The following is a 26731-nucleotide window of genomic DNA, read 5'->3' on the forward strand; positions in this document are numbered from 1 at the left end:
CAGCATATTTTTTTCAGTTTCAAGATTCACGCTTACACCTCACGCAGACGCAGGGCCGGTCCCTGCGGCAAGGACCGTGTTCGTCCTGCCTCCGCGTGATCCACCTTCATGGAGAAGCAGCATGTATGCACAACTCGTAGAAACCGGACTGGCCAAGGTGCGCAGCGCCGATGACATGTCCCCAGAAGAACAGGCCTTCCAGGCGCGCATCGATGCGGGCGTCAAGATCGAGCCCAAGGACTGGATGCCCGAGGCCTATCGCAAGACGCTGGTACGCCAGATCTCGCAGCACGCCCACTCGGAAATCGTGGGCCAGCTGCCCGAGGCCAACTGGGTCACGCGCGCCCCGACCCTGGAGCGCAAGGCCATCCTTCTGGCCAAGATCCAGGACGAAGCCGGGCACGGCCTCTACCTCTACAGCGCGGCAGAAACCCTGGGCGTGTCGCGCGATGCGCTGCTGGGCGACCTGCATTCCGGCAAGGCCAAGTACTCCAGCATCTTCAACTATCCGACCCTGAGCTGGGCCGACATGGGGGCCATTGGCTGGCTGGTGGATGGCTCGGCCATCATCAACCAGATCCCGCTGTGCCGCTGTTCCTATGGTCCCTATTCGCGCGCCATGGTGCGCGTATGCAAGGAGGAATCCTTCCACGCCCGCCAGGGCTACGACATCATGCTGGCGCTGTGCCGTGGCACGCCCGAGCAGAAGCAGATGGCGCAGGATGCGCTGAACCGCTGGTGGTGGCCGGCGCTGATGATGTTCGGTCCCTCCGATGCGGAATCGGTCAACAGCGCGCAATCGATGCAGTGGCGCATCAAGCTCTTCTCCAATGACGAACTGCGCCAGCGCATGGTCGACCAGACCATCCCGCAGATCGAATACCTGGGCCTGACCGTGCCCGACCCCGATCTCAAGTGGAACGAAGAACGTGGCCGCTACGACTTCGGTGAAATCAACTGGGACGAATTCCACAACGTCCTGCGCGGCAACGGCCCCTGCAACCGCGAACGCCTGGCCACCCGCAAGAAAGCCTATGACGACGGTGCGTGGTTCCGCGATGCGCTGGTGGCGCACGCCGACAAGCGTGCCGCGCGCAAGGCGGCGTGATTCGCCCATCGTCTGTTTCTGAATCGCTTCATCTCACAACCTGCCAGTGGCCGCCCGACATCACCGGGCGGCCCGCCAACAAGGAAACGCATCATGAGCAAGGAATGGCCTCTCTGGGAAGTCTTCATCCGCAGCCAGCACGGTCTGGCCCACAAACACGTCGGCAGCCTGCATGCCCCCGATGGCGAGATGGCCATCAACAATGCGCGCGACGTCTACACCCGCCGCAACGAAGGCGTGGGCATCTGGGTGGTGCGTGCCGCCGACATCGTCTCCTCCAGCCCCGGCGACAAGGCCCCGCTGTTCGAACCGGCCAACAGCAAGGTGTATCGCCACCCGACCTTCTTCCCCATGCCGGCCGAACTGAAGAACCTGTAAGAGGCGCGCACCATGACCCACAAAACCGATTACGTGCGACGCCTGGGCGACAACGTCCTGGTGCTCTCGCAACGCCTCTCCGAATGGTGTGGCAAGGGCCCGGCCCTGGAAGAAGACATGGCCTTGATCAACGTCTCGCTGGACCTGATCGGCCAGGCGCGCCTGTGGCTGGCCTACGCCGCTGAACTGGAAGGTGCAGGACGCAACGAAGACCAGCTGGCCTTCCTGCGCGATGCCCATCAGTTCCACAACCTGCTGCTGGTGGAGCTGCCCAATGGCAGCTATGCCGATACGCTGGCACGCCAGTTCCTCTTCGACGTGTGGCATTACTTCCTGCTTGAGGGACTCTGTGAAAGCAGCGATGCGCGCATCGCCGAGATCGCGCAGAAGTGCTTCAAGGAAGTCACCTATCACGTACGCCGCAGCACCGACCTGATGATCCGCCTGGGTGATGGCAGCGAAGAAAGCCATCGCCGCATGCAGGACGCCATCGATGCGCTGTGGATGTACACCGGCGAACTGTTCACCACCGACGCGCTGGACCAGGCCATGCAGGCCGATGGCATCGCACCGGATCTCGCAGAACTGCAGCAGAAGTGGCAGCAGCACGTCACCGAGGTGATGCGCGAAGCCACACTGCAACTGCCAGCGTCCGGACTGTGGATGCAGAGTGGTGGCAAGCAGGGACGGCATACCGAACACCTGGGCTACCTGCTGGCGGAGATGCAGTTCCTGCAGCGCACCTATCCGGGAGCAAGCTGGTGAACGAGCTGGCCTCCCGCGCGCAGACGCTGCAGGCGAGCATCTGGGAATGGCTGGAGGCCATTCCCGATCCGGAGATTCCGGTCATCTCGGTGGTGGACCTGGGCATCGTGCGCGCCGTCGAGGTTTCCGATGAGGATGCCGAGGCAGCACGCTGCACCGTGGTCATCACCCCGACCTACTCCGGCTGCCCGGCCATGGGCGTGATCGCGCAGGACATCAGCACGGCACTCAAGCAGCACGGACTGGCCGAGGTGGCCATCCGCACGCAGCTGGCACCGGCCTGGAACACCGACTGGATGAGCGAGAAAGGCCGCCGCAACCTGCAGCAATACGGCATCGCGCCCCCGGCGCAGCAGGTCATCGACATTCGCGGCATCAGTATCCGGCGACAAGCTGCACCGCAGGTGCAATGCCCGCATTGCGGTTCGATGCGGACGGTCTGCGTGAGCCAGTTCGGCTCCACCTCCTGCAAGGCGCTGTACCAGTGCAAGGACTGCCGCGAGCCGTTCGATTACTTCAAGGCGCATTGAGCCGCGCTCAATGTCCCAGAACAAAGGCACAAGATCATGAGCAAATTCTATCCACTGACCATCTCGGGCGTGAAACAGGAAACGCGCGACACCATCGTGGTCTCTTTCGCCGTCCCGCCCGAATTGCAGGACACGTTTTCCTACCAGCAAGGCCAGCACCTGACGCTGCGCTCGCACATCGAGGGCGAGGAATTGCGCCGCTCCTATTCGATCTGCGCGGCCACCCAGGAAAAGCAGTTGCGCGTGGCCATCAAGCGCGTACCGGGCGGGCTGTTCTCGAACTGGGCCAATGAATCCTTTGTCCCGGGACAAAGCATCGAAGTGATGCCGCCCATGGGCCACTTCAACGTCCCGCTGGATGCGGCCAACCGCAAGCACTACCTGGCCTTTGCGGCGGGCAGCGGCATCACGCCGATGATCTCCATCATCAAGACCACCCTGCTGGCCGAGCCGCACAGCCGCTTCACGCTGGTCTATGCCAATCGCGCTTCCTCCTCGGTGATCTTCAAGGAAGAGATCACCGACCTCAAGGATGCCTACCTCGAACGCCTCAACGTGATCTGGGTGATGAGCCGCGAACAGCAGGACGTGGAATTGTTCAACGGCCGCATCGACCGCAGCAAGTGCGATGCCTTCTTCGCCTCCTGGATCGACCTCAAGGACGTGGATGCCGCCTTCCTGTGCGGCCCGGAAGAAATGGTGCAGGCCGTCTCCGATTCGCTGCAGGCGCATGGCCTGCCCAAGACACAGATCAAGACCGAACTGTTCGCCGCCAGCGCGCCCACGCGTGCGCATGCTTCGCGCCCGGTCGTCGGCAAGAAGGAATGCGAAGTCACGGTCATCGTCGACGGTTATCACAACGTCTTCACCATGGACAAGGAAAAGGAATCCGTGCTCGACGCAGGCCTCAAGCACGGCATCGACCTGCGCTACTCCTGCAAGGGCGGCGTGTGCGCCACCTGCCGCTGCAAGGTGGTCGAGGGCAAGGTCGACATGGATGCCAACTACGCGCTCGAAGACTACGAGATCGCGCGCGGCTTCGTCCTGAGCTGCCAGTCCTTCCCGGTCAGCGACAAGCTGCTGCTGGACTTCGACCAGGACAACTGAGCCAGCCACGCCCGCACGATGCGGCCCTCCCTTTGATCAGCCCCTGAACTTTCCTGAGCCCATGAGCGACTCCACCATCCTCTTCGAAAACCATGACGGCATCGCCGTCATCACCCTGAACCGCCCCGACAAGCTCAACAGCTTCACCGTGGCCATGCACCTGGAATTGCGCGAGGCCATCGCCACGCTGCAGGCCGACACCAGCGTGCGGGTGTTGCTGCTCACCGGTGCCGGTCGCGGTTTCTGCGCCGGCCAGGACCTGGGCGACCGCGCCGTCAAACCCGGCGACGGCGCCGTCGACCTGGGCGAATCCATCGACAAGTACTACGGTCCGCTGGTGAAGTCGCTGCGGGCGCTGCCCTTCCCGGTGATCTGCGCCGTCAATGGCGTGGCCGCCGGTGCGGGCGCCAACCTGCCGCTGGCCTGCGACATCGTGCTGGCCGCGCGTTCGGCCAGCTTCGTGGAAGTGTTCTGCAAGCTGGGACTGATCCCCGATACCGGCGGCACTTATTTCCTGCCGCGCCTGGTAGGCACGGCGCGCGCCATGGGCATGGCACTGCTGGGCGAGAAGATCAGCGCCGAGCAGGCCGAACGCTGGGGCCTGATCTGGAAGTGCGTGGACGACGACAAGCTCATGGAAGAAGCCTGTGCCATGGCCACCCACTTCGCCCGCGCCCCGACCAAGGGCCTGGCCGCCACCAAGGCCACGCTGTATGCCAGCCCGGCCAATACGCTGCCGGAACAGCTGGACCTGGAACGCGACACCATGCGTGCCCTCGGCCACAGCCGCGATTACCGCGAGGGCGTGAGCGCCTTCCTGGAAAAGCGCGCGCCGCAATTCACGGGGCAATGACATGAGCGCAGCAGTGTCTCCGCACGCCCTGCCCGCCACGGCCCGCGTCGCTGTCATCGGCAGCGGCACCATGGGCGCCGGCATTGCGCAGGTGGCGGCAGTCGCCGGCCATCCGGTGCAGCTCTACGACAGTCGCGACGGTGCCGCGGCCAAGGCCATCGCCGACATCCGCGCCAGCCTCGACAAGCTGGCCAACAAGGGCAAGATCACGCACGAACAGGCGCAAGGCGCGAGCGACCGGCTGTCGGTAGCCCACGCGCTGCAGGAAATGCGCGATGCGCGCCTGGTGGTGGAAGCCATCGTCGAACAGCTGGCGGCCAAGCAGGAACTGTTCGGCAAACTGGAATCCATCGTCGATGCGCAGTGCATCCTGGCCAGCAATACCTCCTCGATCTCGATCACCCAGATCGCAGCCACGCTGCGCCATCCCGAACGTCTGGCCGGCATGCATTTCTTCAACCCGGTGCCGATGATGGCGCTGGTGGAAATCATCCGCGGCGTATGCAGCGATGCCACCGTGGTGCAGTGCCTGCATGACACCGCGCTGGCCTGGGGCAAGGTGCCGGTGGTGGCCGCCTCGACACCGGGCTTCATCGTCAACCGGCTGGCGCGTCCCTATTACGCCGAAGCCTTGCGCGTGCTCAATGAGCGCGGTGCGCAACCGGCGACCATCGACGCCATCCTGCGCGAGTCCGGCGGTTTCCGCATGGGGGCGTTCGAACTGATGGACCTGATCGGGCATGACGTCAATTTCGCCGTCACGCAATCGGTGTTCCAGGCGTATTTCAATGATCCGCGTTTCACGCCGTCGCTGATCCAGCAGGAACTGGTGCATGCCGGCTTCCTCGGGCGCAAGAGCGGACGCGGTTTCTATCGCTATGGCGCGGCACCGGAAACGCCACAGCCAGTCACCGTTCCTGCATTCGACACGCCCACGGTACCGCTGCAATTGTTCGGTACGCATCCGCTGGTGGAAGTGATCCGCGCGCGCTATCAGGGCCGCGTGGAGTACTGCGAGGCGCGCGCCGACCATCTGCTGATGAAGGCCGGCCCCGGCCGCCTCTACATGACCGGCGGCCGCACCGCGACCCAGCAATCCTACGACTACAACATGCCCGACGTGGTGCTGGTGGACCTGGCACTGGACTATGCCACGGCCCCGCGCCTGGCCCTGACCCGCGCCGACCAGTGCCGCGACCGTGCCTGGGAGGCGGTGGCCGGCGTGCTGCAACACTGCGGCTTTGCCCTCTCGCCGCTGCAGGACGTGCCGGGCATGGTGGTCATGCGCACCGTCTGCATGCTCATCAACGAAGCGGCGGACGCCGTCAGCCAGGGCGTGTGCAGCAAGCAGGACGCCGACCTTGCCATGCAGAAGGGCGTCAACTATCCGCGCGGCCCGCTGGCCTGGGCCGATGCCATCGGCGTCGACACCGTCGCCAATGTACTGCGCCAGCTCAGTGCCACCTATGGCGAAGACCGCTACCGCGTCTCGCCCCTGCTCCAACGACTGCAAGCATCCGGGAGGAAATTCCATGAGTGAGACCGCATTGTCATTCCCATCTGCCGAGATGGATCCGCAAGCCCTGGCCGAGGCCACGGTACAGGCCATGTTCCCGCGCGACAACGCTTCCCAGGCGCTGGGCATGAGGATCCTGGAAGTCGCGCCCGGCCGCGCGCGCATGAGCATGCTGGTGCGCAGCGACATGCTCAATGGCCACGCCACCTGCCACGGCGGTTTCATCTTCGCGCTGGCCGACAGCAGCTTTGCATTTGCCTGCAACAGCCGTAATCTCAACACCGTGGCATCGGGGTGCAGCATCGAATACGTGGCACCGGCCCTGCGCAATGACGTCCTGACTGCCGAGGCACAGGAACGCACGCTGGCCGGCCGCACCGGGGTCTACGACATCACCGTGAGCAACCAGGACGGCAAGATCATCGCGCTGTTCCGGGGCAAGTCCTATCGCATCAAGGGCGAGGTGATCACCGGATTGCCGGCGGCACGACAAGACCACGCATAAAAGAACACCAATACCAACAGAGACAGGAGACCACCATGACCACCCGCACTCCACAACCCGGCGATCTGGAACCCATCGAAACCGCCAGCCGCGACGAACTGCAGGCGCTACAGCTGCAGCGCCTGAAATGGTCCTTGCAGCACGCCTATGACAATGTGGCGCACTACCGCAATGCCTTCGACCAGGCCGGGGTCCATCCGGACGATCTCAAGAGCCTGTCGGATCTGTCCAAATTTCCCTTCACCACCAAGCAGGACCTGCGCGACCACTATCCCTTCGGCATGTTTGCCGTACCGCGCGAACAGGTGGTGCGGGTGCACGCTTCCAGCGGCACCACCGGCAAGCCGACCGTGGTGGGCTACACGCAGAACGACATCGATACCTGGGCTACCGTGGTGGCGCGCTCCATTCGCGCCGCCGGTGGCCGACGTGGCGACATCGTGCAGATTTCCTATGGCTACGGCCTGTTCACCGGCGGACTGGGCGCGCATTACGGCGCGGAAAAACTGGGCTGCACCGTGATCCCCATGTCGGGCGGCCAGACCGAGAAGCAGGTGCAGCTCATTCGTGATTTCAAACCCAGCATCATCATGGTCACGCCCTCCTACATGCTCAACGTGATCGAGGAGTTCCAGCGCCAGGGACTGGATGCGGCGGCCAGCTCGCTGAAGGTCGGCATCTTCGGTGCCGAGCCCTGGACCGATGCCATGCGCCGCGAGATCCAGCAGCGCGCCGGCATCGATGCAGTGGACATCTACGGCCTCTCCGAAGTGATGGGGCCGGGCGTGGCCAGCGAATGCATCGAGAGCAAGGATGGCCCGGTGATCTGGGAAGACCATTTCTATCCCGAGATCATCGACCCGGATACCGGCGAAGTGCTGCCCGATGGCTCTGAAGGCGAACTGGTCTTTACCTCGCTGACCAAGGAAGCGCTGCCGATGATCCGCTACCGCACGCGCGACCTCACGCGCCTGTTGCCGCCGACCTCGCGCGCGATGCGCCGCATCGGCAAGATCACCGGACGTTCGGACGACATGCTCATCATCCGTGGCGTGAACGTGTTCCCGACCCAGATCGAGGAACTGATCCTGAAGCTGCCGCAACTGGCCCCGCAGTACCAGCTGCAGATCGAACGCCACGGCCACATGGACAGCATGTGCGTCTTCGCCGAGCTGCGCGAGGATGCCTCCAACGAACACGTGGAAGCGCTGGAGAAGGAACTGCAGCACAGCATCAAGACCTATGTCGGCATTTCCACCAAAGTGACGGTGGTGCCGGCCGGCATGATCGAGCGCACTTCGGTGGGCAAGGCCAAACGCGTGATCGACCATCGCAAGAAGGCGGAAGCCGCCGTCACGTCGGCCGTTCCGGCCTGATGCCCGGCCCTGCAACCCTTGATCCAGGAAGAAAGACACCTATGGAAGCATTGATCTGTGACGCCATCCGCACGCCCTTCGGCCGCTATGGCGGTGCATTGGGCGCGGTGCGCGCCGATGACCTGGCGGCCGCGCCCATTCGCAGCCTGATGGAGCGCAACCCCGGCGTGGACTGGCGCTGCGTCGACGACATCCTCTACGGCTGCGCCAACCAGGCCGGCGAAGACAACCGCAACGTGGCCCGCATGGCCGGTCTGCTGGCCGGCTTGCCCATCGAGGTGCCGGGCACCACCCTCAACCGCCTGTGCGGCTCCAGCCTCGATGCAGTGGGCATGGCTGCACGCGCCATCAAGTCGGGCGAGGTGCAGCTGATGATCGCCGGCGGCGTGGAGAGCATGACGCGCGCGCCCTTCGTGATGGGCAAGGCGGAATCGGCTTTCTCGCGCAGTGCCGCGATCTTCGATACCACCATCGGCTGGCGCTTCGTCAATCCGCTGATGAAGGCGCAGTACGGCATCGACTCGATGCCCGAGACGGCCGAAAACGTCGCCACCGATTTCAACATCAACCGCGCCGACCAGGACGCCTTTGCGCTGCGCAGCCAGCAACGCTGGGCGGCAGCGCAGGAGGCCGGTTTCTTCGCGGGCGAGATCGCACCGCTGGCCATCCCGCAGAAGAAGGGCGATCCGCTCATCATCACCACCGACGAACATCCGCGCCCGGACACCACCCTGGCCACGCTGGCCAAACTGAAGGGCGTGGTGCGTCCCGATGGTACGGTCACGGCCGGCAATGCCTCCGGCGTCAACGACGGCGCCTGCGCGCTGCTGCTGGCCTCGCCCAAGGCGGCCGACCTGTATCGCCTGAAGCCGCGTGCGCGCGTGCTGGGCATGGCCACCGCCGGTGTCGCGCCGCGCATCATGGGCTTCGGCCCGGCCCCGGCGGCACGCAAGGTATTGGCGCAAGTCGGGCTGACGCTGGCGCAGATGGATGTGATCGAACTCAACGAAGCCTTTGCCGCACAGGGACTGGCGGTGACGCGCGATCTGGGCTTGCCCGACGATGCCGCACACGTCAATCCGAATGGCGGTGCGATTGCCATCGGCCATCCGCTGGGGGCTTCCGGCGCGCGGCTGGTGACCACCGCCCTCAACCAGCTGGAGCTCGCCGGCGGCCGCTATGCGCTGTGCACCATGTGCATCGGCGTGGGCCAGGGCATCGCGCTGGTGATCGAACGGGTGTGAGCCCATGAGACTGGCCCGTGCGCGCATGTTTGCTCGCTTGCAACATGCCGCGCACGGCAGCAGCACTTCACGAAGCTGACATCGGGATCGGGTAAAATGCCCGGCCACGGCAGGCCTTTGCCGAGCTCCGGAGCTCGCCGCCCTGCCCCCGAATCCACCCCGCCGGCCTGCGCGCCGGCCCTTCGCCAGTGCAGCATCATGAGCAAGCAAGCCAACAGCGCCCCCGGCCGCCAGCCGAACCGGGCCAAACCCACTGCCGAGAGCGCCCCGCAGGCGCATGAGATCCGCCCCGGCCAGTCCATCGAACTGCTCAAGGAACTCCACATCCTCACGCGCGACGGCAAGCTGAACCAGGACAGCCGCCGCAAACTGAAACAGGTCTACCACCTCTACCAGTTCATCGAACCGCTGCTGCAGGAAGTGCTGGACGATCATCCCGACGTGAGCCTGGTCGACCATGGCGCGGGCAAATCCTATCTCGGCTTCATCCTCTACGACCTGTTCTTCAAAAGCCTGCAAGGGGCACCGCGCATCTACGGCATCGAAACGCGCGAAGAGCTGGTGCGCAAGTCCGAAGAACTGGCGGCACGCCTGGGCTTTGGCGGCATGTCCTTCCTGAACCTGTCGGTGGCCGATTCCATCACCTCGCCCAGCCTGCCGGAAAAGATTGACGTCGTCACCGCCCTGCACGCCTGCGATACCGCCACCGATGACGCCATCCATTTCGCGCTGGCCAAACAGGCCCGCTTCATCGTGCTGGTGCCGTGCTGCCAGGCCGAAGTGGCCTCGGTGCTCAATCGCAACAAGGGCAAGTCGCTTGCCAATTCGCTCACCGAGATCTGGCGCCATCCGCTGCATACGCGCGAATTCGGCAGCCAGGTCACCAACGTGCTGCGCTGCCTTCAGCTGGAAGCGCATGGCTACAAGGTCAGCGTCACCGAGCTGGTGGGCTGGGAACATTCGATGAAGAACGAGTTGATCATTGCGCAATACCGCGACCTGCCGCGCCGCCGTCCGGCCGAGCGCCTGCAGGAAGTGCTGCGCACGCTGGGGCTGGAAGAGATGGGCGAGCGCTTCTTCGCGCCCCTGGCCGCCTGAGCCGGCGCCAGCAGGCAAGCGGACGGGAACGCTTCTTGCTGCACAGGAATGACAGCGGGACGGGCTTCATTTGCCGCCGTCCCTGCCGATAACGTCGGATCGGATCACGGCAATCGCAATACAGGCAGTCAGGCCGCACGCGCGACATCGCGGCCGCAGGGAGACCGGGCAACCGGATTGGGCAAGGGGCCGGCCGGACGCCGGAAAATGCAGATGAGCACATGAAAGCCACCATCGATATGGAATCGCTGATTGCCGACAACGAGCAACTGAGGAGCGAGCTGCAGGAGCTGCTGCAGCAGGCGCACATCAACCAGTCCATCATCGAGCGCCATCAGGCCTTCGACCTGAAACTGATCGGCGCCAGCGAATTCCGCGAACTGATTGACGTCATCCTGACCGTGATGCCCGGCGTGTTCAGCCTGGAGACGGTGACGCTGTCCCTGATCGATGGCGACTACGCGATCCAGCGCATCCTGCGCGACCTGCAGATCGGCGTGAACGAATTCCCCAAGCTGCTGTTCCTGAAGGCCCCGCTGCACTTCATCGAAGAGGATGGTCCGCTGGACGATGAAAAACCGCGCCTGGGCCAGTACGTGCCGGCGCTGCACGGCGCGCTGTTCCCGCATTACCAGCCGGTGAGCGTGGCGGTGCTGCCGCTGGTGCGCCAGCACCGGCTGCTGGGCTACCTGTCGCTGGGCAGCGCCTATGCCGAGCGCTTCACCCGCAGCCTGGCCACCGACTTCATCCAGCGCCTGGCGACCGTGGCGGCCATCTGCCTGGAAAACGTCATCAACAACGAACGCCTCAAGCACATCGGCCTCACCGATCCGCTGACCGGCGTGAACAACCGCCGCTACATCGAGCAGCGCATGCAGGAAGAGGTGGCACGCAGCCAGCGTGACCGCTCGGCGCTGTCTTGCCTGTTCATCGACATCGACCATTTCAAGCGCGTCAACGACCAGTTCGGCCACCAGAGCGGAGACGATGTGCTGCGTGAAGTGGCCGCGCGCATCAAGAAGGAACTGCGCCTGTCGGATGCGCTGGGCCGCTTCGGCGGGGAAGAGTTCGTGGTGCTGCTCACGCACGCCACGCGGGACGACGCCGCACGTATCGCCGAACGTATCCGCGCCGGCATCTGCAGCCGTGGCGTGATGATCGAAGGCTCGCGCGATCCGCTGCGCATCAGCGCCTCCATCGGCGCGGCCTCGCTGTCACCGCCCGACCGCAGCCGTCCCGCCGCCGAGGTCAAGCAGGCCATGCTCAAGGCCGCCGACCAGGCGCTCTACCAGGCCAAGGAAGCCGGGCGCAACCGGGTCATGCTGGCACCGGCCGAATGAGCGGCTGATCAGGCCGGCTGCGCCGCCACCCGGCGGTCGCGCACGATCCACGGGGCGGCGATGATGAGTACGCCGCCGATCAGATCCTGCGGCCGCAGCTCGGCGGCGCCCAGCATCCAGGCAGAGAAAGTCGCCACCAGGATTTCGGCCAGCATGATGACGGCCGCGATGTTGGCCGGCAGCCGCGCCACGCCATATTGCAGGCTCAGGTTCGACACCAGGAACAGCACCGCCCACAGCGCCACCACGGGCGCAGCCGCCATCGGCAGGGGCAGCGGCCAGGCCACCACCCCGGCCGCCGACAGCACCACGCCCAGCAGGCTGGCAAAGACCCCGCTACCCACCAGCATCGCCACCGCCCGCGTGCCATCGGAGAAACCGTGCAGGCGGCGCAACAGCACGTTGGTCACCGCAAACAGCAGGCCCGAGGCCACCGCCATCCAGTCCGGCAGGCTCTGCGGCAGCGGCAGGCCCAGGCGCGGCTGGTACAGCACGATGAAGGCGCCCCCCAATCCCAGGGCCACGCGCGCCAGCGAGCGCGGGGTAATGGCCTCATGCAGCACCAGGCGCGCCAGGATCACGGTCCACACCGGCATCAGGTAGAACAGCAGGATCACCCGCACCACGTCGCCATAGGCCACTGCCATGTTGAAGGAGGCATTGGTCAGCCCCGTGGCCAGCCCCACGCCCAGCAGGGCCGGATGGCGCCACAGCAGCGGCAGTTCGCGATGGCGCAGGGTCAGCAGCAAGAGCGCACAGCCGCTGAAGATGGCGGCCGTGGCCCAGACCGGATGCAGGCCCATGCCTTCCAGCGCGCGCGTGCCGGTCCAGGACAGGCCCCAGATGAAGGTGTTGAGCAGCAAGGCGGCGACGGCGGATTTGGGAAGGGAGTGCATGTCGTGTTAAGGAGGAGGCGCGTCAGTCAATCCGGCAGGCAAGCCAATGTACGTGCGCAGTGGCAGACGGTGGTTGGCCGGCGCTGATAGCGGGTATTAATCCAGGCTTAATGCTCCCAGCAAGGAGCATTAACAAAATCAAAATGCCGTTCAGTGCAGCACTGAACGGCATTCAATTGCAGCACGGCCGCAGACGGAACATCAGCTGCGCTTGGCCTCGGCCTGCAGGCGTTCGTACTTGTCCATCAACTGCTCGCGGCTTTCGCGCCAGGCCGGATTGAAGGGGATGCAGGCCACCGGGCAGACCTGCTGGCACTGCGGCTCCTCGAAATGGCCCACGCATTCAGTACATTTGTCCGGATCGATCTCATAGATCTGCGGCCCCATGTAGATGGCCTCGTTGGGGCATTCCGGTTCGCAGACGTCGCAGTTGATGCAATCGTCGGTAATCATCAGTGCCATTGCCGCACCTCGCTTGCTTGAAACATCATTGCACTACCTTTTGCTTGCCTGTTGCCTGGCTTGAATCCTGACCATCGCCGGCATCATTGCTTGGCGATCTTTTCCTTGAGCCACTTCTCTACCGAGGGGAACACGAACTTGGACACATCGCCGCCCAGCTGCGCAATCTCGCGCACGATGGTGCCGGAGATGAACTGGTACTGGTCGGACGGGGTCAGGAACAGCGTTTCCACGTCCGGCAGCAGGTAGCGGTTCATGCCGGCCATCTGGAATTCGTATTCGAAGTCCGAGACCGCGCGCAGGCCGCGCACGATGACGCGCGCATTGTTCTGGCGCACGAAATCCTTCAAGAGGCCCGAGAAGCTCTCCACCTGCACATTGGGATAATGCCCCAGCACTTCGTTGGCAATCGACAGGCGCTCTTCGAGCGAAAAGAAGGGCTTCTTGTTCTTGCTGTCGGCTACGCCCACGACCAGCTTGTCGAACAATCCGGAAGCGCGGCGGACCAGGTCCTCATGACCGCGCGTCAACGGATCGAATGTCCCCGGATATACAGCTGTGACCATGGTGTCTCCTCTCCGGCTATTGAATCAGAAGGCGCATTATGCCTCAATTTGGGTGCCGCTTTTGCGTTGCAATAAATGATAGAAGACCATGCCGGCCTTGTCGGCGCGGACCACTTCCCAGTCCTGCATCCATTCGGGGGCCTGCTCGCCGTCGAGCGGATATTCGGCTTCGGCATAGACCAGTCCGGAGGGCGTGAGCAAAGGCATGCAGGCAGGCAACACTTTTTCCAGCCAGCCCTGGTGATACGGCGGATCGATGAAGACCAGGCCGTAGCCGCCAGGCTCGCGCTGGGCCGCGCTCTGCACGGCCGCCAGGGCGTCACCACGGACGATGGCCAGCTTGTCGGCCTTGAGCTTGTCGCGGTTGGCTTCCAGCTGGCGCACGGCCGGGCCGCTGTTTTCCACCATCACCACGCGGCGCGCGCCACGGCTGGCGGCTTCGAAACCGAGGGCGCCGGAGCCGGCGAAGAGATCCAGGCAGGCCACTTGCTCCCAGGCGCCATCGATGAGATGGGTGATCCAGTTGAAGACGGTCTCGCGCACGCGGTCGGGCGTAGGACGCAGGCCTTCGGCGTCCAGCACCGGCAGCGGCGTGCGCTTCCACTGGCCGCCGATGATGCGCACCTGGTGCGGGCCACGGTTGACGGGCCGGGATGGCTTGCCGCCCTTGGAGGGCGCGCCATGGGAGGGGGGACTGCTCTTGCGCATGACTTTCCTTGCTGCTGACGGCGGGGCCGTCGACGGGTTCGGTGGATCCCGTGATTCTCGAACGAAATGAACTAAATGATTTAATCGGCGGCTTCACCGACGATGACGGTGGACAACTCTTCCGGATGCACATGCTTGCGGAAGGCCGCGCGCACATCCTGCACGCTCACCGCGCGGATGCGTTCGATCCAGTGGTCCAGGTAATCCAGCGGCAGGCCATAGAAGCCGATCACCGAAAGGTTCTCCAGCAGCTTGGCATTGCTGTCGATGCGCAGCGCGAAGCCACCGGCGAGGTTGTCCTTGGCGGCCTTCAGTTCGGCGGCGGTCGGGCCTTCCTGCAGGAATTTGTCCAGCGTGGCGCGGGTCACGCGCAGGGCTTCGGCGGTCTGCTCCTTCTTGGTCTGCAGGCCGATCTGAAACGGACCCGGCTGCGCCAGCGGCGAGAAATAACTGTAGACGCTGTAGCTGAGACCGCGCTTCTCGCGCACTTCATCGGTCAGGCGCGAGACGAAACCGCCGCCGCCCAGCACGTAGTTGCCCACCGTGAGTGCGAAGAAATCATTGTCGCCGCGCTGGATGGCCGGGGCACCGATGAGGATGTGCGATTGCGAAGCCGGATGGGCGATGCGGCGCTCCACGCCCTTGGGCGCAGCCACTTGCGGCAGGGCCGGCAAGGCGCTGCCCTGCGGCAGTTCACGCGTGAGGGCGCTGGCGATGCTGCGCGCCTGCGCTTCGGTGATGTCGCCGATCAGGGCAATCACGGCGCGGTTGGCCACGTAGTGGGCGCGATGGAAGGCCAGCAGGTCCTCACGGGTGATGGCCTGCAGACTGGCTTCGCTGGCATCGACGGCATAGGGATGGCTGCCGTAGGCGGCTTCCATGAAGGCCTTCTCGGCGATGGTTTCGGGCTTGGTCAGTTCTTCCTTCAGATTGGCGATGGCCAGCGCACGGTCACGCTCCAGGCCCGCCTGCGGGAAGGCCGGATGGGCCAGCATGCGGCCCAGCAAACCCAGCGCGGCATCGCGCTCGGCGGGCGAGGACAGGCTGCGCAGGCTCACGCCGGCACGGTCCTGCCCGGCACCGCCATGCTGCTGGGCGGCGACATCGGCAAAGCCGTCGAGGATCTGGGCTTCGGTGAGTGCCGGCGCGCCGTTGGCGGCCTCCACGCCGCGCGTGAGGCTGGCCACGGTCAGCTCGGCCAGGCCGGCCTTGGCGGCGGGATCACGGCGCTGGCCGGCATCGAACTGCACGCTCACATCCAGCATGGGAATGGAGTGATTGGCCACGAACAGCACGCGCGCGCCATCGGGCTGGGTCCAGGACTGGATGGCCAGGGCCGCCGAAGCGGGAGCGCTGCAGAGGAAGGCCAGCGGGAGCAGCAGGAGAGGAAGAATTTTTTTCATGGAAACGGAAATCGAAAGCGACGGGGCAAGCGTGATGTCAGGCGTTCTGTTCAGGGTCGGGCTCAGCGGCCGGCTGCCCGCCCAGCCACTGCAGGATGGGCTGCCACTGGTCGAGATCGCGCTGCACGCGCGAGGGCGCGATATCCCACAGGGTCAGACCGTGTGCAGCCAGTTGCACGTAGTTCTGCGTATCGCGCAGATGGCCCAGCACCGGCAGCTTCAGGCCCTCGATGAAGCGCTGCAGCTGCTCGGCCGAGCGGGTGCGGGCATCGACCCGCATGCCGACGATGCCGACATCGATCTGGCCATCGCGCACCGCCTTTTCATTGGCCAGGCGGCGCAGGAAATCCTGGGTGGCCAGGATGTCGAAAATCGAGGGCTGCAGCGGCACCAGGATCTTGTCGGCCAGCTTGAGGGTATCGTTGAGACGCCAGCCATGCAGCCCGGCGGGCGTGTCCAGCACCACGTGGGTGCTGCCCTTGGGGGGCTTGGCGACGTAGTCCTCGTTGATGTCCCAGGTGCTGATGGGGCGCGCCTGTTCCGGACGGATCGACAGCCAGGCGCGCGAAGACTGCTGGCGGTCGATGTCGCCCAGCATGACGGCATGGCCAAGACTTGCGAAATAACCGGCCAGGTTGGTGGCCAGGGTGGTCTTGCCTACGCCTCCCTTGGGGTTGGCGACGACGATGACGGGCATGGTTTTCTCCGTAAAGAACAGAAGCCGATCGATCAGGAAAGGAAGAACTCAGCGACTTGGGCATCCCATTAAGCCTGCGTTAATGCCGTTCGATACAGCATTCATCCCGGCTTAATGGTGCAAAAAACGTCAATCCTCAATGCAACAGGCCGGGCGGCGGCGCGGCGGGCTTCTTGCCGTTCAGCGGCAGCGGGACCAGCGTGGCGACCGTGAGCGTATCGTCCTTGAAGTATTTCTGGGCCACCGCCTGCACCTGGGCGGCGGTCACGCTTTTGAGGCGGTCGATGATGCGGTCGATGTTCTTCTGGCCCAGGCCGGTGGTTTCCATCATGCCGATCTCCATGGCCTGGCCGAAAACGGAATCGCGCTTGTAGACCTGCGAGGCGATCAGTTGCGTCTTGACGCGCTGCAGTTCCTGCTCGGAGACGCCTTCGCTGGCGATGCGCTGCACTTCGGCGCGCAGCAGGCCTTCCAGCTGTTCGGTGGAAACGCCGTTGGCCGGGCTGCCTTCCAGCGTGAACAGCACCGGGCCGCGTGCTACACCGCTGTAGCTGGCACCGACTGCAGTGGCCTGGCTGGCGGTGCGGATCAGGTTGGCTGTCAGGCGGGCATTGTCATAGCCATCCAGCACGGCGGAGAGCACGTCGAGGGCGTAGGCTTCCTGGTCGGCTTCCACATTGCGCAGGGCGGGCACCTTCCAGGCCATCACGACATAAGGATTTTCAGCCGGTGCCTTGACGGTGACGCGGCGCAAGCCCAGTTGCTCGGGCTCGTTCTGCGGCTTGCCCTGGGGCACGGGGTGGGACGGGATCTTGCCGAAATATTTTTTGGCCAGGGCCAGCACGCGCTGGGCGTCGACGTCCCCGGCCACCACCAGGGTGGCGTTGTTGGGGGCGTACCACTGGCGATACCAGCCGGCGATGTCCTGCACCGTCATGTGCTGCAGGTCGTCCATCCAGCCGACCACGGGGTGGTGATAGGGGTGGGCGGTCCAGGCGGCGGCGTTCAGGGCTTCATTCAGCAGGCCCATGGGCTGGTCATCGGTGCGCCAGCGGCGTTCTTCCATGATGACGCGGATTTCCTTGGCGAATTCCTTGGCGTCGAATTGCAGGTTGGCCATGCGGTCGGCTTCGAGCGCCATCACCTTTTCCAGATGGCTCTTTTCGATCTGCTGGAAGTAGGCGGTGAAGTCATTGGCGGTGAAGGCGTTTTCCTGCCCGCCCAGCTCGGCCACCAGGCGGCTGAATTCGCCGACCTTGTGGTTCTTGGTGCCCTTGAACATCATGTGTTCCAGCGCATGCGATACCCCGGTGGTGCCGTTGAGTTCATCGATGCTGCCGACCTTGTACCAGACCATCTGCACCGCCGTGGGGGCGCGCCGGTCTTCCTTGACGACCACTTTCATGCCGTTGGCCAGCACGAATTCGCGCGCCGGCTCGGCCCGCACCTGCGCCGCCGTAGCGGCCAGGAGGCTCAGCAGGGCGGTGGCCAGGAGGGCTCTGATCTTCGATTTCATGGGCTGTGCTCTGATAAAATGCAGTATTCATTGACCCTGGCGGCCATGCGCGGGTCTTGTGGAAGGGCAATTGTAACCTGTCCACTGCGGTTGTCAGGGCAGCCACGCGCCTGCCGTCCCGCCCTCCCCCGCCCCGGCCGCAGCTACCATCCAGCCTATCCGCCATCCGATGTTCAGTTTTTTCAAAAGAAAACCCAAACCGGAAGCGCAACCCGCGCTGCCGCCCCAGGCCGAACCGGCAGCCCAGCCGGCCCCGGTGGTTCCGCCCCCGACTGAATCCGTTGCTCCTGCTCCTGCCGCTCCCGCTGCGGTTCAGCCACCAGTTGCCGCGCCTGCACCGGTAGCACCCCCAGCCCCGACGCCGATCGCTGACCCGGAGCCTGTGCCCCAACCCTTGACTGCCCCGGCCGCCCCCCCGGAGCCGGTGGCCGCCGTCGAAGAGGCCGCCGAAGAAGTCGAGATCGTCGCCGCGCCGGAACCGGCCCCAGAGGTCAAGCGCTCGTGGCTGTCGCGCCTGAAGGCCGGGCTGTCCAAGACCTCGAGCAACCTGACCACGCTGTTCGTGGGTGCGCGCATCGATGAAGACTTGTACGAGGAACTGGAATCGGCCCTGCTGGTATCGGACGCCGGCGTGGAAGCCACCCAGTGGCTGCTGGCCGAACTGAAGAAAAAAGTCAAAAACGAGCGCCTGACCGAAGCCGCCCAGGTGCGCACCGCCCTGCGCACCCTGCTGATCGACCTGCTGCAGCCGCTGCAGCGCCCGCTGGTGCTGGGCCGCGACAAGCCGCTGGTGATGATGATTGCCGGCGTCAACGGTGCCGGCAAGACCACCACCATCGGCAAGCTGGCCCTGCATCTGCAGGCGCACGGCCAGTCGGTGCTGCTGGCCGCCGGCGACACCTTCCGCGCTGCGGCCCGCGAGCAGTTGGCGGTCTGGGGCGAGCGCAACAACGTCCAGGTGATCGCGCAGGAATCCGGTGATCCGGCCGCCGTGGCGTATGACTCGGTGCATTCGGCGCAAGCCCGAGGCACCCATGTGGTGATGGTCGATACCGCCGGCCGCCTGCCGACGCAATTGCACCTGATGGATGAACTCAAGAAGATCAAGCGGGTCATTGCCAAGGCGATGAACTCGGCACCGCATGAAGTGCTGCTGGTCATCGACGGCAACACCGGCCAGAATGCGCTGGCCCAGGTCAAGGCCTTCGATGATGCGCTGGGGCTGACCGGCCTGGTGGTGACCAAGCTGGATGGCACCGCCAAGGGCGGCATCCTGGCCGCCATCGCCAAGACCCGCCCGGTGCCGCTGTACTTCATCGGCGTGGGCGAGAAGATCGAAGACCTGCAGCCGTTCAATGCCACCGAATTCGTCGATGCCCTCCTGAGTTGAACCGATGATTGAATTTACCCGGGTTTCCAAGCAATACGCGCGCGAGGTCTATGCCCTGCGCGACATTACGTTGTCGGTGAAGAAGGGCGAATTGATCTTTTTGGCCGGCCCTTCCGGTGCCGGCAAGTCCACGCTGCTGAAGATGATCGCGGCCATCGAGCGGCCCACTTCGGGCAAGCTCACCGTCAGCGGCACCGACATCGCGGGCTTGAAACCTTCCGGCCTGCCCTACCTGCGGCGCAACCTGGGGCTGATCTTCCAGCAGCAGAAGCTGTTGCTGGACCGTAATCTGCTGGCCAACGTGATGCTGCCGCTGATCGTGACCGGCTCTTCCCGCCCGGATGCGGAAAAGCGCGCCCGCGCCGCGCTCGACAAGGTCGACCTGCTGGAGAAGGCCATGTGCGAGCCGCTGGAACTGTCCGGCGGTGAGCAGCAGCGCGTGGCCATTGCGCGCGCCATCGTCAACCGTCCGCAGATCATTCTGGCTGACGAGCCGACGGCCAATCTGGACCGGGCCAATGCCAACAAGGTGCTGGCCGCCCTGAAATCCTTCCACGGCGTGGGCGTGACCTGCCTGATCTCGACCCACGACGAAAATTTCCTCACCGGTGCCGACCGCATCATCTACCTGGACCGTGGCCGCATCGTCGATGGCTGGCACAACGGCGTGGCCAATCCCGTGGAGGTGTCGCCATGAACTGGCTCCGACAGCATTTCGCCGCCATTGCGGACGCCCTGCGCCACCTGCTGCGCTCGCCGGGCAATTTCCTGTTGAACGTGCTGGTGGTCTCGATTGCGCTGGCGCTGCCCTTTGCCGGCCTCTCGGCGCTGGAAAACGTGCGCCCGATCTCGGAGCAGATGTCGGTGGAACCGGAGATCAGCATCTTCATGAAACCCGATGCCAGCCGCGAGGCCGCGCAGGCCGTGGGCAAGACCATCAGCCAGGTGTTGAAGGACAGCAACACCAATGGCAAGGTCGAGTTCATCCCGCGCGAAAAAGCCTTCGATGCGATGAAGAGCAAGACCGGCCTGGCCGACGTGCTCGCCACGCTGGGCAGCAATCCGCTGCCGGACAGCTACGTGGTGCGCCTGCCCGGCTTCGAGAACGCCATGAATGCCAGCCGGGTGGACGACATCGCCCAGCAGCTCAAGAAGCAGCCGGGCGTGGATACGGTGCAGATCGATTCCGAATGGGTCAAGCGCCTGGCGGCGCTGCTGCGCATCCTGCGACTGGTGCTGCTGTTCCTGGGGATCACGCTGGGGGCGGTGGTGGTGGCGGTCGTCTTCAACACGATTCGCCTGCAGGTGATGACGCAGCGCGACGAAATCGAGGTCTCGCGGCTGTTCGGGGCGACCAATTCCTTCATCTATCGTCCGTTCTATTACACCGGCGCGCTGCTGGGCCTGTGTGCGGGCGCGGTGGCGCTGGGGCTGGTGGTGGCGGCGCAGCAGCCGCTCAATGAAGCCATCCTGGATTTCGCCCACCTGTATGCCTCGGAATTCCAGCTGGCCCTGCCCAGCCCCATGGCCATCGGCCTGCTGCTGGCCATCAGCGGCTTGTTGGGCTTGTTCGGGGCGATGCTCTCGGTGCGCAGGCAGTTGGCCAGGAAGGCTTGAGCGCCAGCTCAGCCATCCGGTTCGCCAAGCCAGAAAGCCCGCTCATGCGGGCTTTCCTTTTTTGACAGGAACATTCACCTGATCCTGCTGCCCATACAATAAGAGCGGCGTCAGATCGTCTTCTACTTGAAGCCAAGTTCATTTGACCGGTTTACCACCCCCCCCCAGCACCGAAGCTTCCCAATGCAGGATGGCCATTTCCTGCGCCTTGCCCCTCACTTGGCGCGCTGCAAAAAAGTGTTACAAGTTTCTGGCCCCCTTTTGACCCCAATCGCAACTTTTGTCGCCCAAAGGCGACTAATATGAAGGGGAAGCAACGCAATGATTAGCTGAGAAGCAATAGTTCTTGGCTATCAACACCGCACCATCATGCAATTAGCACTCTTGGGTGACGAGTGCTAGAATACCTTATTGAATTGCTCCAGTTTTATCGGAGCACAGCACCAAACAGCGTCTGGCCACGTTGGCCGCGCCGGGGAAGTTGGCAACATTGCCCCCGGCAACCGAAGCATCCGCTTCCTACCGTTTCATACTGTTTCCGCAAAGGAACCAAGGAGAATCCATGAAAACTGCGTCTGCACACACTGCACTCATGCCTGCCGAGTCCAATGCACTCGCGCTGGGTTTTTCCGGCAGCCTGGGCAATATCGACGCGTATATCTCGGCAGTGAACCGCCTGCCCATGCTGACCCACGAAGAAGAGATCAAGCTGGCGCGCGACCTGCGTGAAAAGAACGACCTGGGCGCCGCTCAGAAGATGGTGCTGTCGCACCTGCGCTTGGTGGTGTCGATTGCCCGTGGCTATCTCGGCTACGGCCTGCCGCACGCCGACCTGATCCAGGAAGGCAATATCGGCCTGATGAAGGCCGTCAAGCGCTTCGACCCGGCCCAGAACGTGCGTCTGGTGTCTTATGCCATGCACTGGATCAAGGCCGAGATCCACGAGTACATCCTGAAGAACTGGCGTCTCGTGAAGGTCGCGACCACCAAGGCCCAGCGCAAGCTGTTCTTCAACCTGCGCAGCCACAAGGAAGGCCTGGACGCGATGACGCCGGCCCAGGTCGAGGCCCTGGCCAAGACCCTGGACGTCAAGCGCGAAGAAGTGATCGAGATGGAAACCCGTCTGTCCGGTCGCGACATCGCCCTGGAGTCGCCCACCGATGATGAAGATGACAAGTTCGCCCCCATCGCCTACCTGTCCTCCGACAATTCGGAACCGACCCGCGTGATCGAAGCCAAGCAGTACGACCGCCTGCAATCCGAAGGCCTGGAAGCGGCCCTGTCCAAGCTGGATGACCGTTCGCGCCGCATCGTCGAAGCCCGCTGGCTGGCCAATGACGACGGCTCGGGTGCAACCCTGCATGAACTGGCTGACGAGTTCGGCGTGTCGGCCGAGCGTATCCGCCAGATCGAAGCAGTCGCGCTGAGGAAAATGAAGACCGCGCTGCAGGCTTATTCCTGATCCGGATTTCATTCAGGTCAGCAGCAATGAAAAAGGCACCCTCGGGTGCCTTTCTTTTTATCCAAACGATTTATATCGTTTCAAGCCATCACGACAGCAGCAGCTTGATGTCATGCGCCAGCGTCTGCGGCCCTTGTCCGTGCTTGACGAACAGGCGGATGTGTCCCTGCGGATCGAATACGTAGCTGCCCGCCGTGTGATCCATCGTATAGCTGCCCGGCTGCTTGCCCGGCACCTTCTGGTAGAACACCTTGAATTCCTTGGCCACCTTCTCGGTCTGCTGCAGATCGCCGCGCAAGCCAAGGAAACGCTTGTCGAAGGCCGGCACGTATTGCGCCAGCACTTCCTGGGTATCCCGCTCCGGATCGACGGTCACGAAGAGCACCTGCACGCGGTCGGCGTCCGGCCCCAGTTCCTTCATGACGTTGGACATCTCGACCATGGTGGTCGGGCACACGTCCGGGCACTGGGTATAGCCGAAGAACATCACCACCACCTTGCCCTTGAAATCGGCCAGAGTGCGCGGCTTGCCGGTGTGGTCGGTCAGTGCGAAGTCCTTCGCGTAATCCAGCCCGGTGACATCGGTATTGTTGAACTTCAGTTCAGGCTTGGACGGCCCGCAGGCCGCCAGCAGCGTTGCGCAGCCAGCCAGCAGCAGCGCCGAGAGGAATCGTTTCATGCGTTCAAGGAATCAGAAACTGCGGAACAGGAAATAATGGTCCACCAGCAGCACCGCAAACAGGATGGACAGGTAGACGATCGAATAAGCAAAGGCCTTGCGCGCGATCAGGTCGGTGTAGTGGCGATAGATCTGCCACGAATACCAGAAGAAGATCGCACCCAGCACGATGGCGGTACCCAGGTAGATCAGGCCGCTCATGCCGATGGCGAAGGGCAGCATGCTCACCGCCAGCAGTGCAATGGTGTACATCAGGATGTGCAGCTTGGTGACATCCATGCCATGCGTGATGGGCAGCATCGGCAGGCCGGACTTGGCGTAATCGTCGCGGCGGTACATGGCCAGCGCCCAGAAGTGCGGCGGGGTCCAGATGAAGATGATCATCACCAGCACCCAGGCCTGCATCGGCACGTCATTGGCCATGGCCGCCCAGCCCAGCGCGGGCGGCATGGCGCCGGCCAGGCCGCCGATGACGATGTTCTGCGAGGTCGCCGGTTTCAGGATGATGGTGTAGATGATGGCGTAGCCGACGAAGGTGGCGAAGGTCAGCCACATGGTCAGCGGATTGACCAGGTTGTACAGCACCCACATGCCCAGGCCACCCAGCACGCCCGAGAACACCAGCGTCTGTCCCACCGTGATTTCGCCGCGCGCCATCGGACGGCGGGCGGTGCGGGCCATGCGCGAATCGATCTCGCGCTCGACCAGGCAATTGATGGCGAAGGCCGCGCCGGCCAGCAGCCAGATGCCCAGCGTGCCGAAGATGACCTTGTGCCAGTCCGGCAGGTCGGGCGTGGAAAGGAACATGCCGATCACGGCACAGAACACTGCCAGCTGCGTCACGCGCGGCTTGGTCAGTGCCCAGTACTGGGCGATGCGGTTGGGTTGGGCGGTCAATGTGGTCATGGCGTGACGGGCCGGGCGGATGCTGGTGGAGCAGCGGCGGCCAGGCCGGAGGGTGCGTAACGGACCTTGTAGTTTAACATGACCATCAGGATGACCAGCAGCGCCGCGCCGCCGTTGTGGATCACCGCAATGGCCAGCGGCCAGTTCAGATAGATGGTCGCCAGACCAGTACAGAGCTGCAAACCCAGCACCGTCAGCATCCAGCGGGCGGTCTTGCGCAAGCCTTCATCACGCAGCGCGCGGTGTGCCAGCCATACAACATACAAGATGACGACAAAGGCAAAACTGCGATGCACCCAGTGGATCGCGGTCAGCGCTTCCACCGGCAGGTAGTCGCCCGAGGAGGTCATGCCGAGATGGCGCCAGAGCGTGAAGCCATGTTCGAAGTCCATCTCCGGCACCAGCTTGCCATTGCACAGCGGGAAATCGGAACAGGCCAGCGCCGCGTAATTGGTGCTGACCCAGCCGCCCAGCGCAATCTGCAAGCCCAGCAAGGCCGCGCCGATGGTGGCCGGCACGATCAGCGCACGGCCTGCGGGCGAGACCGGCACATGCTGCTCCTGCCGCGCCCCCAGCCAGGCCAGCATGGCCAGGAGCGTCAGGCCCAGCAGCAGGTGGATGGTGACGATGATCGGTTGCAGCTTCATGGTCACGGTCCACGCACCGAAGGCGCCCTGCAGGCAGACGAAGCCCAGGAGCGCCGTCGGGAACCAGGGACGGAACTGCAGTTCGGTCTTGCCCGACTTGATCCAGCGCCGCCAGGCGGCCACCATCAGCACGATGATGAGGAAGCCCACGGCCATGGCGAAATAGCGGTGGATCATTTCGATCCAGGCCTTGGCCCAGGTCACCGGACCAAACGGCATGGCCTCCTGCGCGGCATTGATGTGCTCGTGCGCCAGCAGCGGATTGGCATGGCTGTAGCAGCCCGGCCAGTCGGGACAGCCGAGGCCCGAATCGGTCAGGCGCGTGAAGGCCCCGAACATGATCAGGTCGAAGGTAAAGAACAGCGTCACCCACACCAGCTTGCGGTATTTGTTGGCCACGCCCTGTGCGCGCCACACCAGCGCCAGCGGAATCAGGGCCACCACGAGCCCGGTCAGGCCCAGTTGTATCAGCGTCGTTGCATTCATCTTGAGTCAAACGTGCGTCACTGCGCGCAGGGGATCCATCCGCATCAGCCGATGGAGGAAGCGCGCAGCAATTTGGAAATGTCCTTCTTCATCTTGCCGGGATCGGGGTCCTTGGGGAAGCGCATCATCAGGTTGCCCAGCGGGTCGATCAGGTAGATGTGGTCTTCGGCCGAGGTGCCGGCATCGGCCGGCAACCAGGACTGCAATTTGCCGGCGTCAACCCGAAGGATATCGGTTCCGTCGAATTCGCGCAGGAGCATGGTCGCAATCGGCGCGCGATCCGTGACCAGCCATACGCGCTCGATGCGCTCCATTTCCTTGCCTTGCATCAGCCGCAGCTGGCGCATGGTCAGCAGTTTCTTCTGGCAGGGTTCGCCGCAGTCGCCGCGATCGACCTGCAGCATCACCCACTTGCCCTTGTAATCCTGCAGCTTGGCCGGACCGCCATCGATGGCACTGCTGCCCAGATCCGGAATCGGATACTGGCGCGGATCGATCAGCGCACCATAGTTGTTGCGGCTCTGCGGCTTGATCACGTAATAGGTGAGGTAGGAAGCGATGAGCGGTGCGGCACACACGGCCACCACCGCCAGCATCTTCCAGCGGCCGATGCGGCGGCGGCGCGCCTCGTCGATGGATGCGGCTTGCGCGGATTGTGGAGCTTCAGGCTTTGTCATGACGACCACGTTTGAATCCTGTCACGATGAAAAAAAGAAGAGCCATGCCCGCCAGTGCATACCACTGCACGGCATAGCCGCGATGACGATCGATGCCCAATGAAGGAGCGGGCCAGTCGCGCACCAAGGTATCGCCCGCCGCCCCGCCCTGCTCGATCACCAGCGGTGCGAGCGGCACCCCGCTGGCCTTGGCCAGTGCCGGCACATCGAGATTCTGCAGGATGGCTTGCGGACGCGGCGCATCGGCCGTCCCCAGTTGCAGCACATGCCCGGCATCGCGGCGCAGGATGCCTTCCACCTCGGTGACTCCTGATGGCGGCGGCACCTGCGGCACACGCGTGCGATCGGACGCATCGCGCGGAGCCCAGCCACGTGCCACGACCACGGCCGGTCCACTGCCCTCGGGCTGGAACAGCGTGAGGACATGGAAACCGACTACGCCGTTGTAGGGGCGGTTCTCCAGATACAGCGTCCACTGCGGAAGATAGTGGCCGCGCAGGCGGATCTGTCGAAACTCCGCATCGCTCGCATCAACCGGCAGCGCACTCAGAGGAGCCTCGCTGCCCCGCGCCTGCATGCGCTGCTGCAAGCCCAGCTTTTCCTCGGCGCGATGCGTCTGCCACTGGCCCAGCGCAATGCCGGCGGCAGCCACGAGCAGCGTGGCGCAAAACGGGATGAGGCGAAAAACGAATCGGGTCGGCATCGATGAAGTTTGGCCTTACAATGAAGCGCACACAGGACAAGAAAAAATCTTGCACATCAGCGTCGCAGCATACCGCATGCACGCCTTCGGAGACAG

General features: G+C 64.0%; 28 protein-coding genes. 16 read left to right on the top strand and 12 right to left on the bottom strand.

What is annotated here, in order from left to right; all coding sequences use genetic code 11:
* Positions 1-121: 121 nt before the first annotated feature.
* The 12 genes from paaA to ACWFUC_RS01210 all read left to right on the top strand — a co-directional run bounded on the left by paaA (position 122) and on the right by ACWFUC_RS01210 (position 11820).
* A complete protein-coding gene (gene paaA / locus ACWFUC_RS01155; protein WP_039786318.1) occupies positions 122-1108 on the top strand; it encodes a 1,2-phenylacetyl-CoA epoxidase subunit PaaA in 987 nt (328 codons plus the stop codon).
* A 93-nt stretch (positions 1109-1201) separates the two neighbouring features.
* Positions 1202-1486: a 1,2-phenylacetyl-CoA epoxidase subunit PaaB gene (paaB, locus tag ACWFUC_RS01160; protein WP_008332574.1), complete on the top strand. Its 285-nt coding sequence runs from the start codon at positions 1202-1204 to the stop codon at positions 1484-1486.
* A gap of 12 nt (positions 1487-1498) precedes the next feature.
* Positions 1499-2251, top strand: coding sequence for a 1,2-phenylacetyl-CoA epoxidase subunit PaaC (paaC, locus tag ACWFUC_RS01165; RefSeq protein WP_489623876.1), 753 nt, complete (start codon positions 1499-1501; stop codon positions 2249-2251).
* Positions 2248-2781 carry a 1,2-phenylacetyl-CoA epoxidase subunit PaaD gene (gene paaD, locus ACWFUC_RS01170; RefSeq protein WP_489623877.1) on the top strand — a complete coding sequence of 178 codons (534 nt, stop codon included), beginning with the start codon at positions 2248-2250 and terminating at the stop codon, positions 2779-2781. The genes paaC and paaD overlap by 4 nt, the downstream gene beginning before the upstream one ends.
* Positions 2782-2817: 36 nt before the next feature.
* Positions 2818-3888 carry a 1,2-phenylacetyl-CoA epoxidase subunit PaaE gene (gene paaE / locus ACWFUC_RS01175; protein WP_134136919.1) on the top strand — a complete coding sequence of 357 codons (1071 nt, stop codon included), beginning with the start codon at positions 2818-2820 and terminating at the stop codon, positions 3886-3888.
* Between the two features lie 61 nt (positions 3889-3949).
* A complete protein-coding gene (gene paaG / locus ACWFUC_RS01180) occupies positions 3950-4741 on the top strand; it encodes a 2-(1,2-epoxy-1,2-dihydrophenyl)acetyl-CoA isomerase PaaG (RefSeq protein WP_489623878.1) in 792 nt (263 codons plus the stop codon).
* Position 4742: 1 nt separating this feature from the next.
* Positions 4743-6281 carry a 3-hydroxyacyl-CoA dehydrogenase gene (locus ACWFUC_RS01185; protein ID WP_489637421.1) on the top strand — a complete coding sequence of 513 codons (1539 nt, stop codon included), beginning with the start codon at positions 4743-4745 and terminating at the stop codon, positions 6279-6281.
* The gene (gene paaI, locus ACWFUC_RS01190; RefSeq protein WP_489623879.1) at positions 6274-6762 is read left to right on the top strand and encodes a hydroxyphenylacetyl-CoA thioesterase PaaI; all 489 of its coding nucleotides are present in this window, start codon (positions 6274-6276) and stop codon (positions 6760-6762) included. The genes ACWFUC_RS01185 and paaI overlap by 8 nt, the downstream gene beginning before the upstream one ends.
* 35 nt (positions 6763-6797) lie before the next feature.
* Positions 6798-8138: a phenylacetate--CoA ligase PaaK gene (gene paaK, locus ACWFUC_RS01195; protein WP_489623880.1), complete on the top strand. Its 1341-nt coding sequence runs from the start codon at positions 6798-6800 to the stop codon at positions 8136-8138.
* Positions 8139-8179: 41 nt separating this feature from the next.
* Complete coding sequence (gene pcaF / locus ACWFUC_RS01200; RefSeq protein ID WP_489623881.1) at positions 8180-9382, top strand: 3-oxoadipyl-CoA thiolase; 1203 nt, start codon at positions 8180-8182, stop codon at positions 9380-9382.
* A 198-nt stretch (positions 9383-9580) separates the two neighbouring features.
* A complete protein-coding gene (locus ACWFUC_RS01205; RefSeq protein ID WP_121040468.1) occupies positions 9581-10480 on the top strand; it encodes a class I SAM-dependent methyltransferase in 900 nt (299 codons plus the stop codon).
* A gap of 221 nt (positions 10481-10701) precedes the next feature.
* Positions 10702-11820 (top strand): DUF484 family protein, encoded by a 1119-nt coding sequence (locus ACWFUC_RS01210; RefSeq protein ID WP_489623882.1) that lies wholly within the window; start codon positions 10702-10704, stop codon positions 11818-11820.
* 8 nt (positions 11821-11828) lie between these two features.
* Here ACWFUC_RS01210 and ACWFUC_RS01215 read toward each other — a convergent pair whose 3' ends face one another.
* From ACWFUC_RS01215 to ACWFUC_RS01245, 7 genes are all read right to left on the bottom strand, one after another.
* Positions 11829-12716 carry a DMT family transporter gene (locus ACWFUC_RS01215; protein WP_209532670.1) on the bottom strand — a complete coding sequence of 296 codons (888 nt, stop codon included), beginning with the start codon at positions 12714-12716 and terminating at the stop codon, positions 11829-11831.
* A 201-nt stretch (positions 12717-12917) separates the two neighbouring features.
* The gene (locus ACWFUC_RS01220) at positions 12918-13178 is read right to left on the bottom strand and encodes a YfhL family 4Fe-4S dicluster ferredoxin (RefSeq protein WP_034330680.1); all 261 of its coding nucleotides are present in this window, start codon (positions 13176-13178) and stop codon (positions 12918-12920) included.
* 83 nt (positions 13179-13261) lie between these two features.
* Positions 13262-13744 (bottom strand): pantetheine-phosphate adenylyltransferase, encoded by a 483-nt coding sequence (gene coaD, locus ACWFUC_RS01225; RefSeq protein ID WP_006461533.1) that lies wholly within the window; start codon positions 13742-13744, stop codon positions 13262-13264.
* Positions 13745-13780: 36 nt separating this feature from the next.
* Complete coding sequence (rsmD, locus tag ACWFUC_RS01230) at positions 13781-14452, bottom strand: 16S rRNA (guanine(966)-N(2))-methyltransferase RsmD (RefSeq protein WP_489623884.1); 672 nt, start codon at positions 14450-14452, stop codon at positions 13781-13783.
* An 80-nt stretch (positions 14453-14532) separates the two neighbouring features.
* Entirely contained in the window at positions 14533-15855 is a 1323-nt protein-coding gene (locus ACWFUC_RS01235) for a M16 family metallopeptidase (RefSeq protein ID WP_489623885.1), read from the bottom strand.
* A gap of 37 nt (positions 15856-15892) precedes the next feature.
* On the bottom strand, positions 15893-16552 hold the full coding sequence (locus ACWFUC_RS01240; protein ID WP_209532664.1) for a ParA family protein: 660 nt from the start codon (positions 16550-16552) through the stop codon (positions 15893-15895).
* A 136-nt stretch (positions 16553-16688) separates the two neighbouring features.
* The gene (locus ACWFUC_RS01245; protein ID WP_121040478.1) at positions 16689-18068 is read right to left on the bottom strand and encodes a M16 family metallopeptidase; all 1380 of its coding nucleotides are present in this window, start codon (positions 18066-18068) and stop codon (positions 16689-16691) included.
* Positions 18069-18237: 169 nt separating this feature from the next.
* Here ACWFUC_RS01245 and ftsY point away from each other — a divergent pair, with 169 nt between their 5' ends.
* The 4 genes from ftsY to rpoH all read left to right on the top strand — a co-directional run bounded on the left by ftsY (position 18238) and on the right by rpoH (position 22537).
* Positions 18238-19458, top strand: a complete 1221-nt coding sequence (gene ftsY / locus ACWFUC_RS01250) for a signal recognition particle-docking protein FtsY (protein WP_134136932.1) — start codon at positions 18238-18240, stop codon at positions 19456-19458.
* A gap of 4 nt (positions 19459-19462) precedes the next feature.
* A complete protein-coding gene (locus ACWFUC_RS01255; protein ID WP_121040482.1) occupies positions 19463-20155 on the top strand; it encodes a cell division ATP-binding protein FtsE in 693 nt (230 codons plus the stop codon).
* Positions 20152-21075 carry a permease-like cell division protein FtsX gene (gene ftsX / locus ACWFUC_RS01260; protein ID WP_034330663.1) on the top strand — a complete coding sequence of 308 codons (924 nt, stop codon included), beginning with the start codon at positions 20152-20154 and terminating at the stop codon, positions 21073-21075. Before ACWFUC_RS01255 ends, ftsX begins: the two co-directional genes overlap by 4 nt.
* 562 nt (positions 21076-21637) lie before the next feature.
* On the top strand, positions 21638-22537 hold the full coding sequence (rpoH, locus tag ACWFUC_RS01265) for an RNA polymerase sigma factor RpoH (protein ID WP_489623886.1): 900 nt from the start codon (positions 21638-21640) through the stop codon (positions 22535-22537).
* Positions 22538-22625: 88 nt separating this feature from the next.
* Here rpoH and ACWFUC_RS01270 read toward each other — a convergent pair whose 3' ends face one another.
* Genes ACWFUC_RS01270 through ACWFUC_RS01290 form a run of 5 tightly spaced genes read right to left on the bottom strand, consistent with a single transcriptional unit; the run spans position 22626 to position 26635 of the window.
* Positions 22626-23216 carry an SCO family protein gene (locus tag ACWFUC_RS01270; protein ID WP_034332698.1) on the bottom strand — a complete coding sequence of 197 codons (591 nt, stop codon included), beginning with the start codon at positions 23214-23216 and terminating at the stop codon, positions 22626-22628.
* A 12-nt stretch (positions 23217-23228) separates the two neighbouring features.
* Positions 23229-24122, bottom strand: a complete 894-nt coding sequence (gene cyoE, locus ACWFUC_RS01275; protein WP_134223499.1) for a heme o synthase — start codon at positions 24120-24122, stop codon at positions 23229-23231.
* On the bottom strand, positions 24119-25255 hold the full coding sequence (locus ACWFUC_RS01280; RefSeq protein WP_329802071.1) for a COX15/CtaA family protein: 1137 nt from the start codon (positions 25253-25255) through the stop codon (positions 24119-24121). Before ACWFUC_RS01280 ends, cyoE begins: the two co-directional genes overlap by 4 nt.
* Before the next feature lie 44 nt (positions 25256-25299).
* Positions 25300-25932 (bottom strand): SCO family protein, encoded by a 633-nt coding sequence (locus tag ACWFUC_RS01285; protein WP_489623887.1) that lies wholly within the window; start codon positions 25930-25932, stop codon positions 25300-25302.
* Positions 25919-26635 (bottom strand): SURF1 family protein, encoded by a 717-nt coding sequence (locus tag ACWFUC_RS01290; protein WP_489623888.1) that lies wholly within the window; start codon positions 26633-26635, stop codon positions 25919-25921. Before ACWFUC_RS01290 ends, ACWFUC_RS01285 begins: the two co-directional genes overlap by 14 nt.
* Between the last annotated feature and the right edge of the window lie 96 nt (positions 26636-26731).

This window comes from Herbaspirillum sp. Her4, assembly GCF_057961335.1.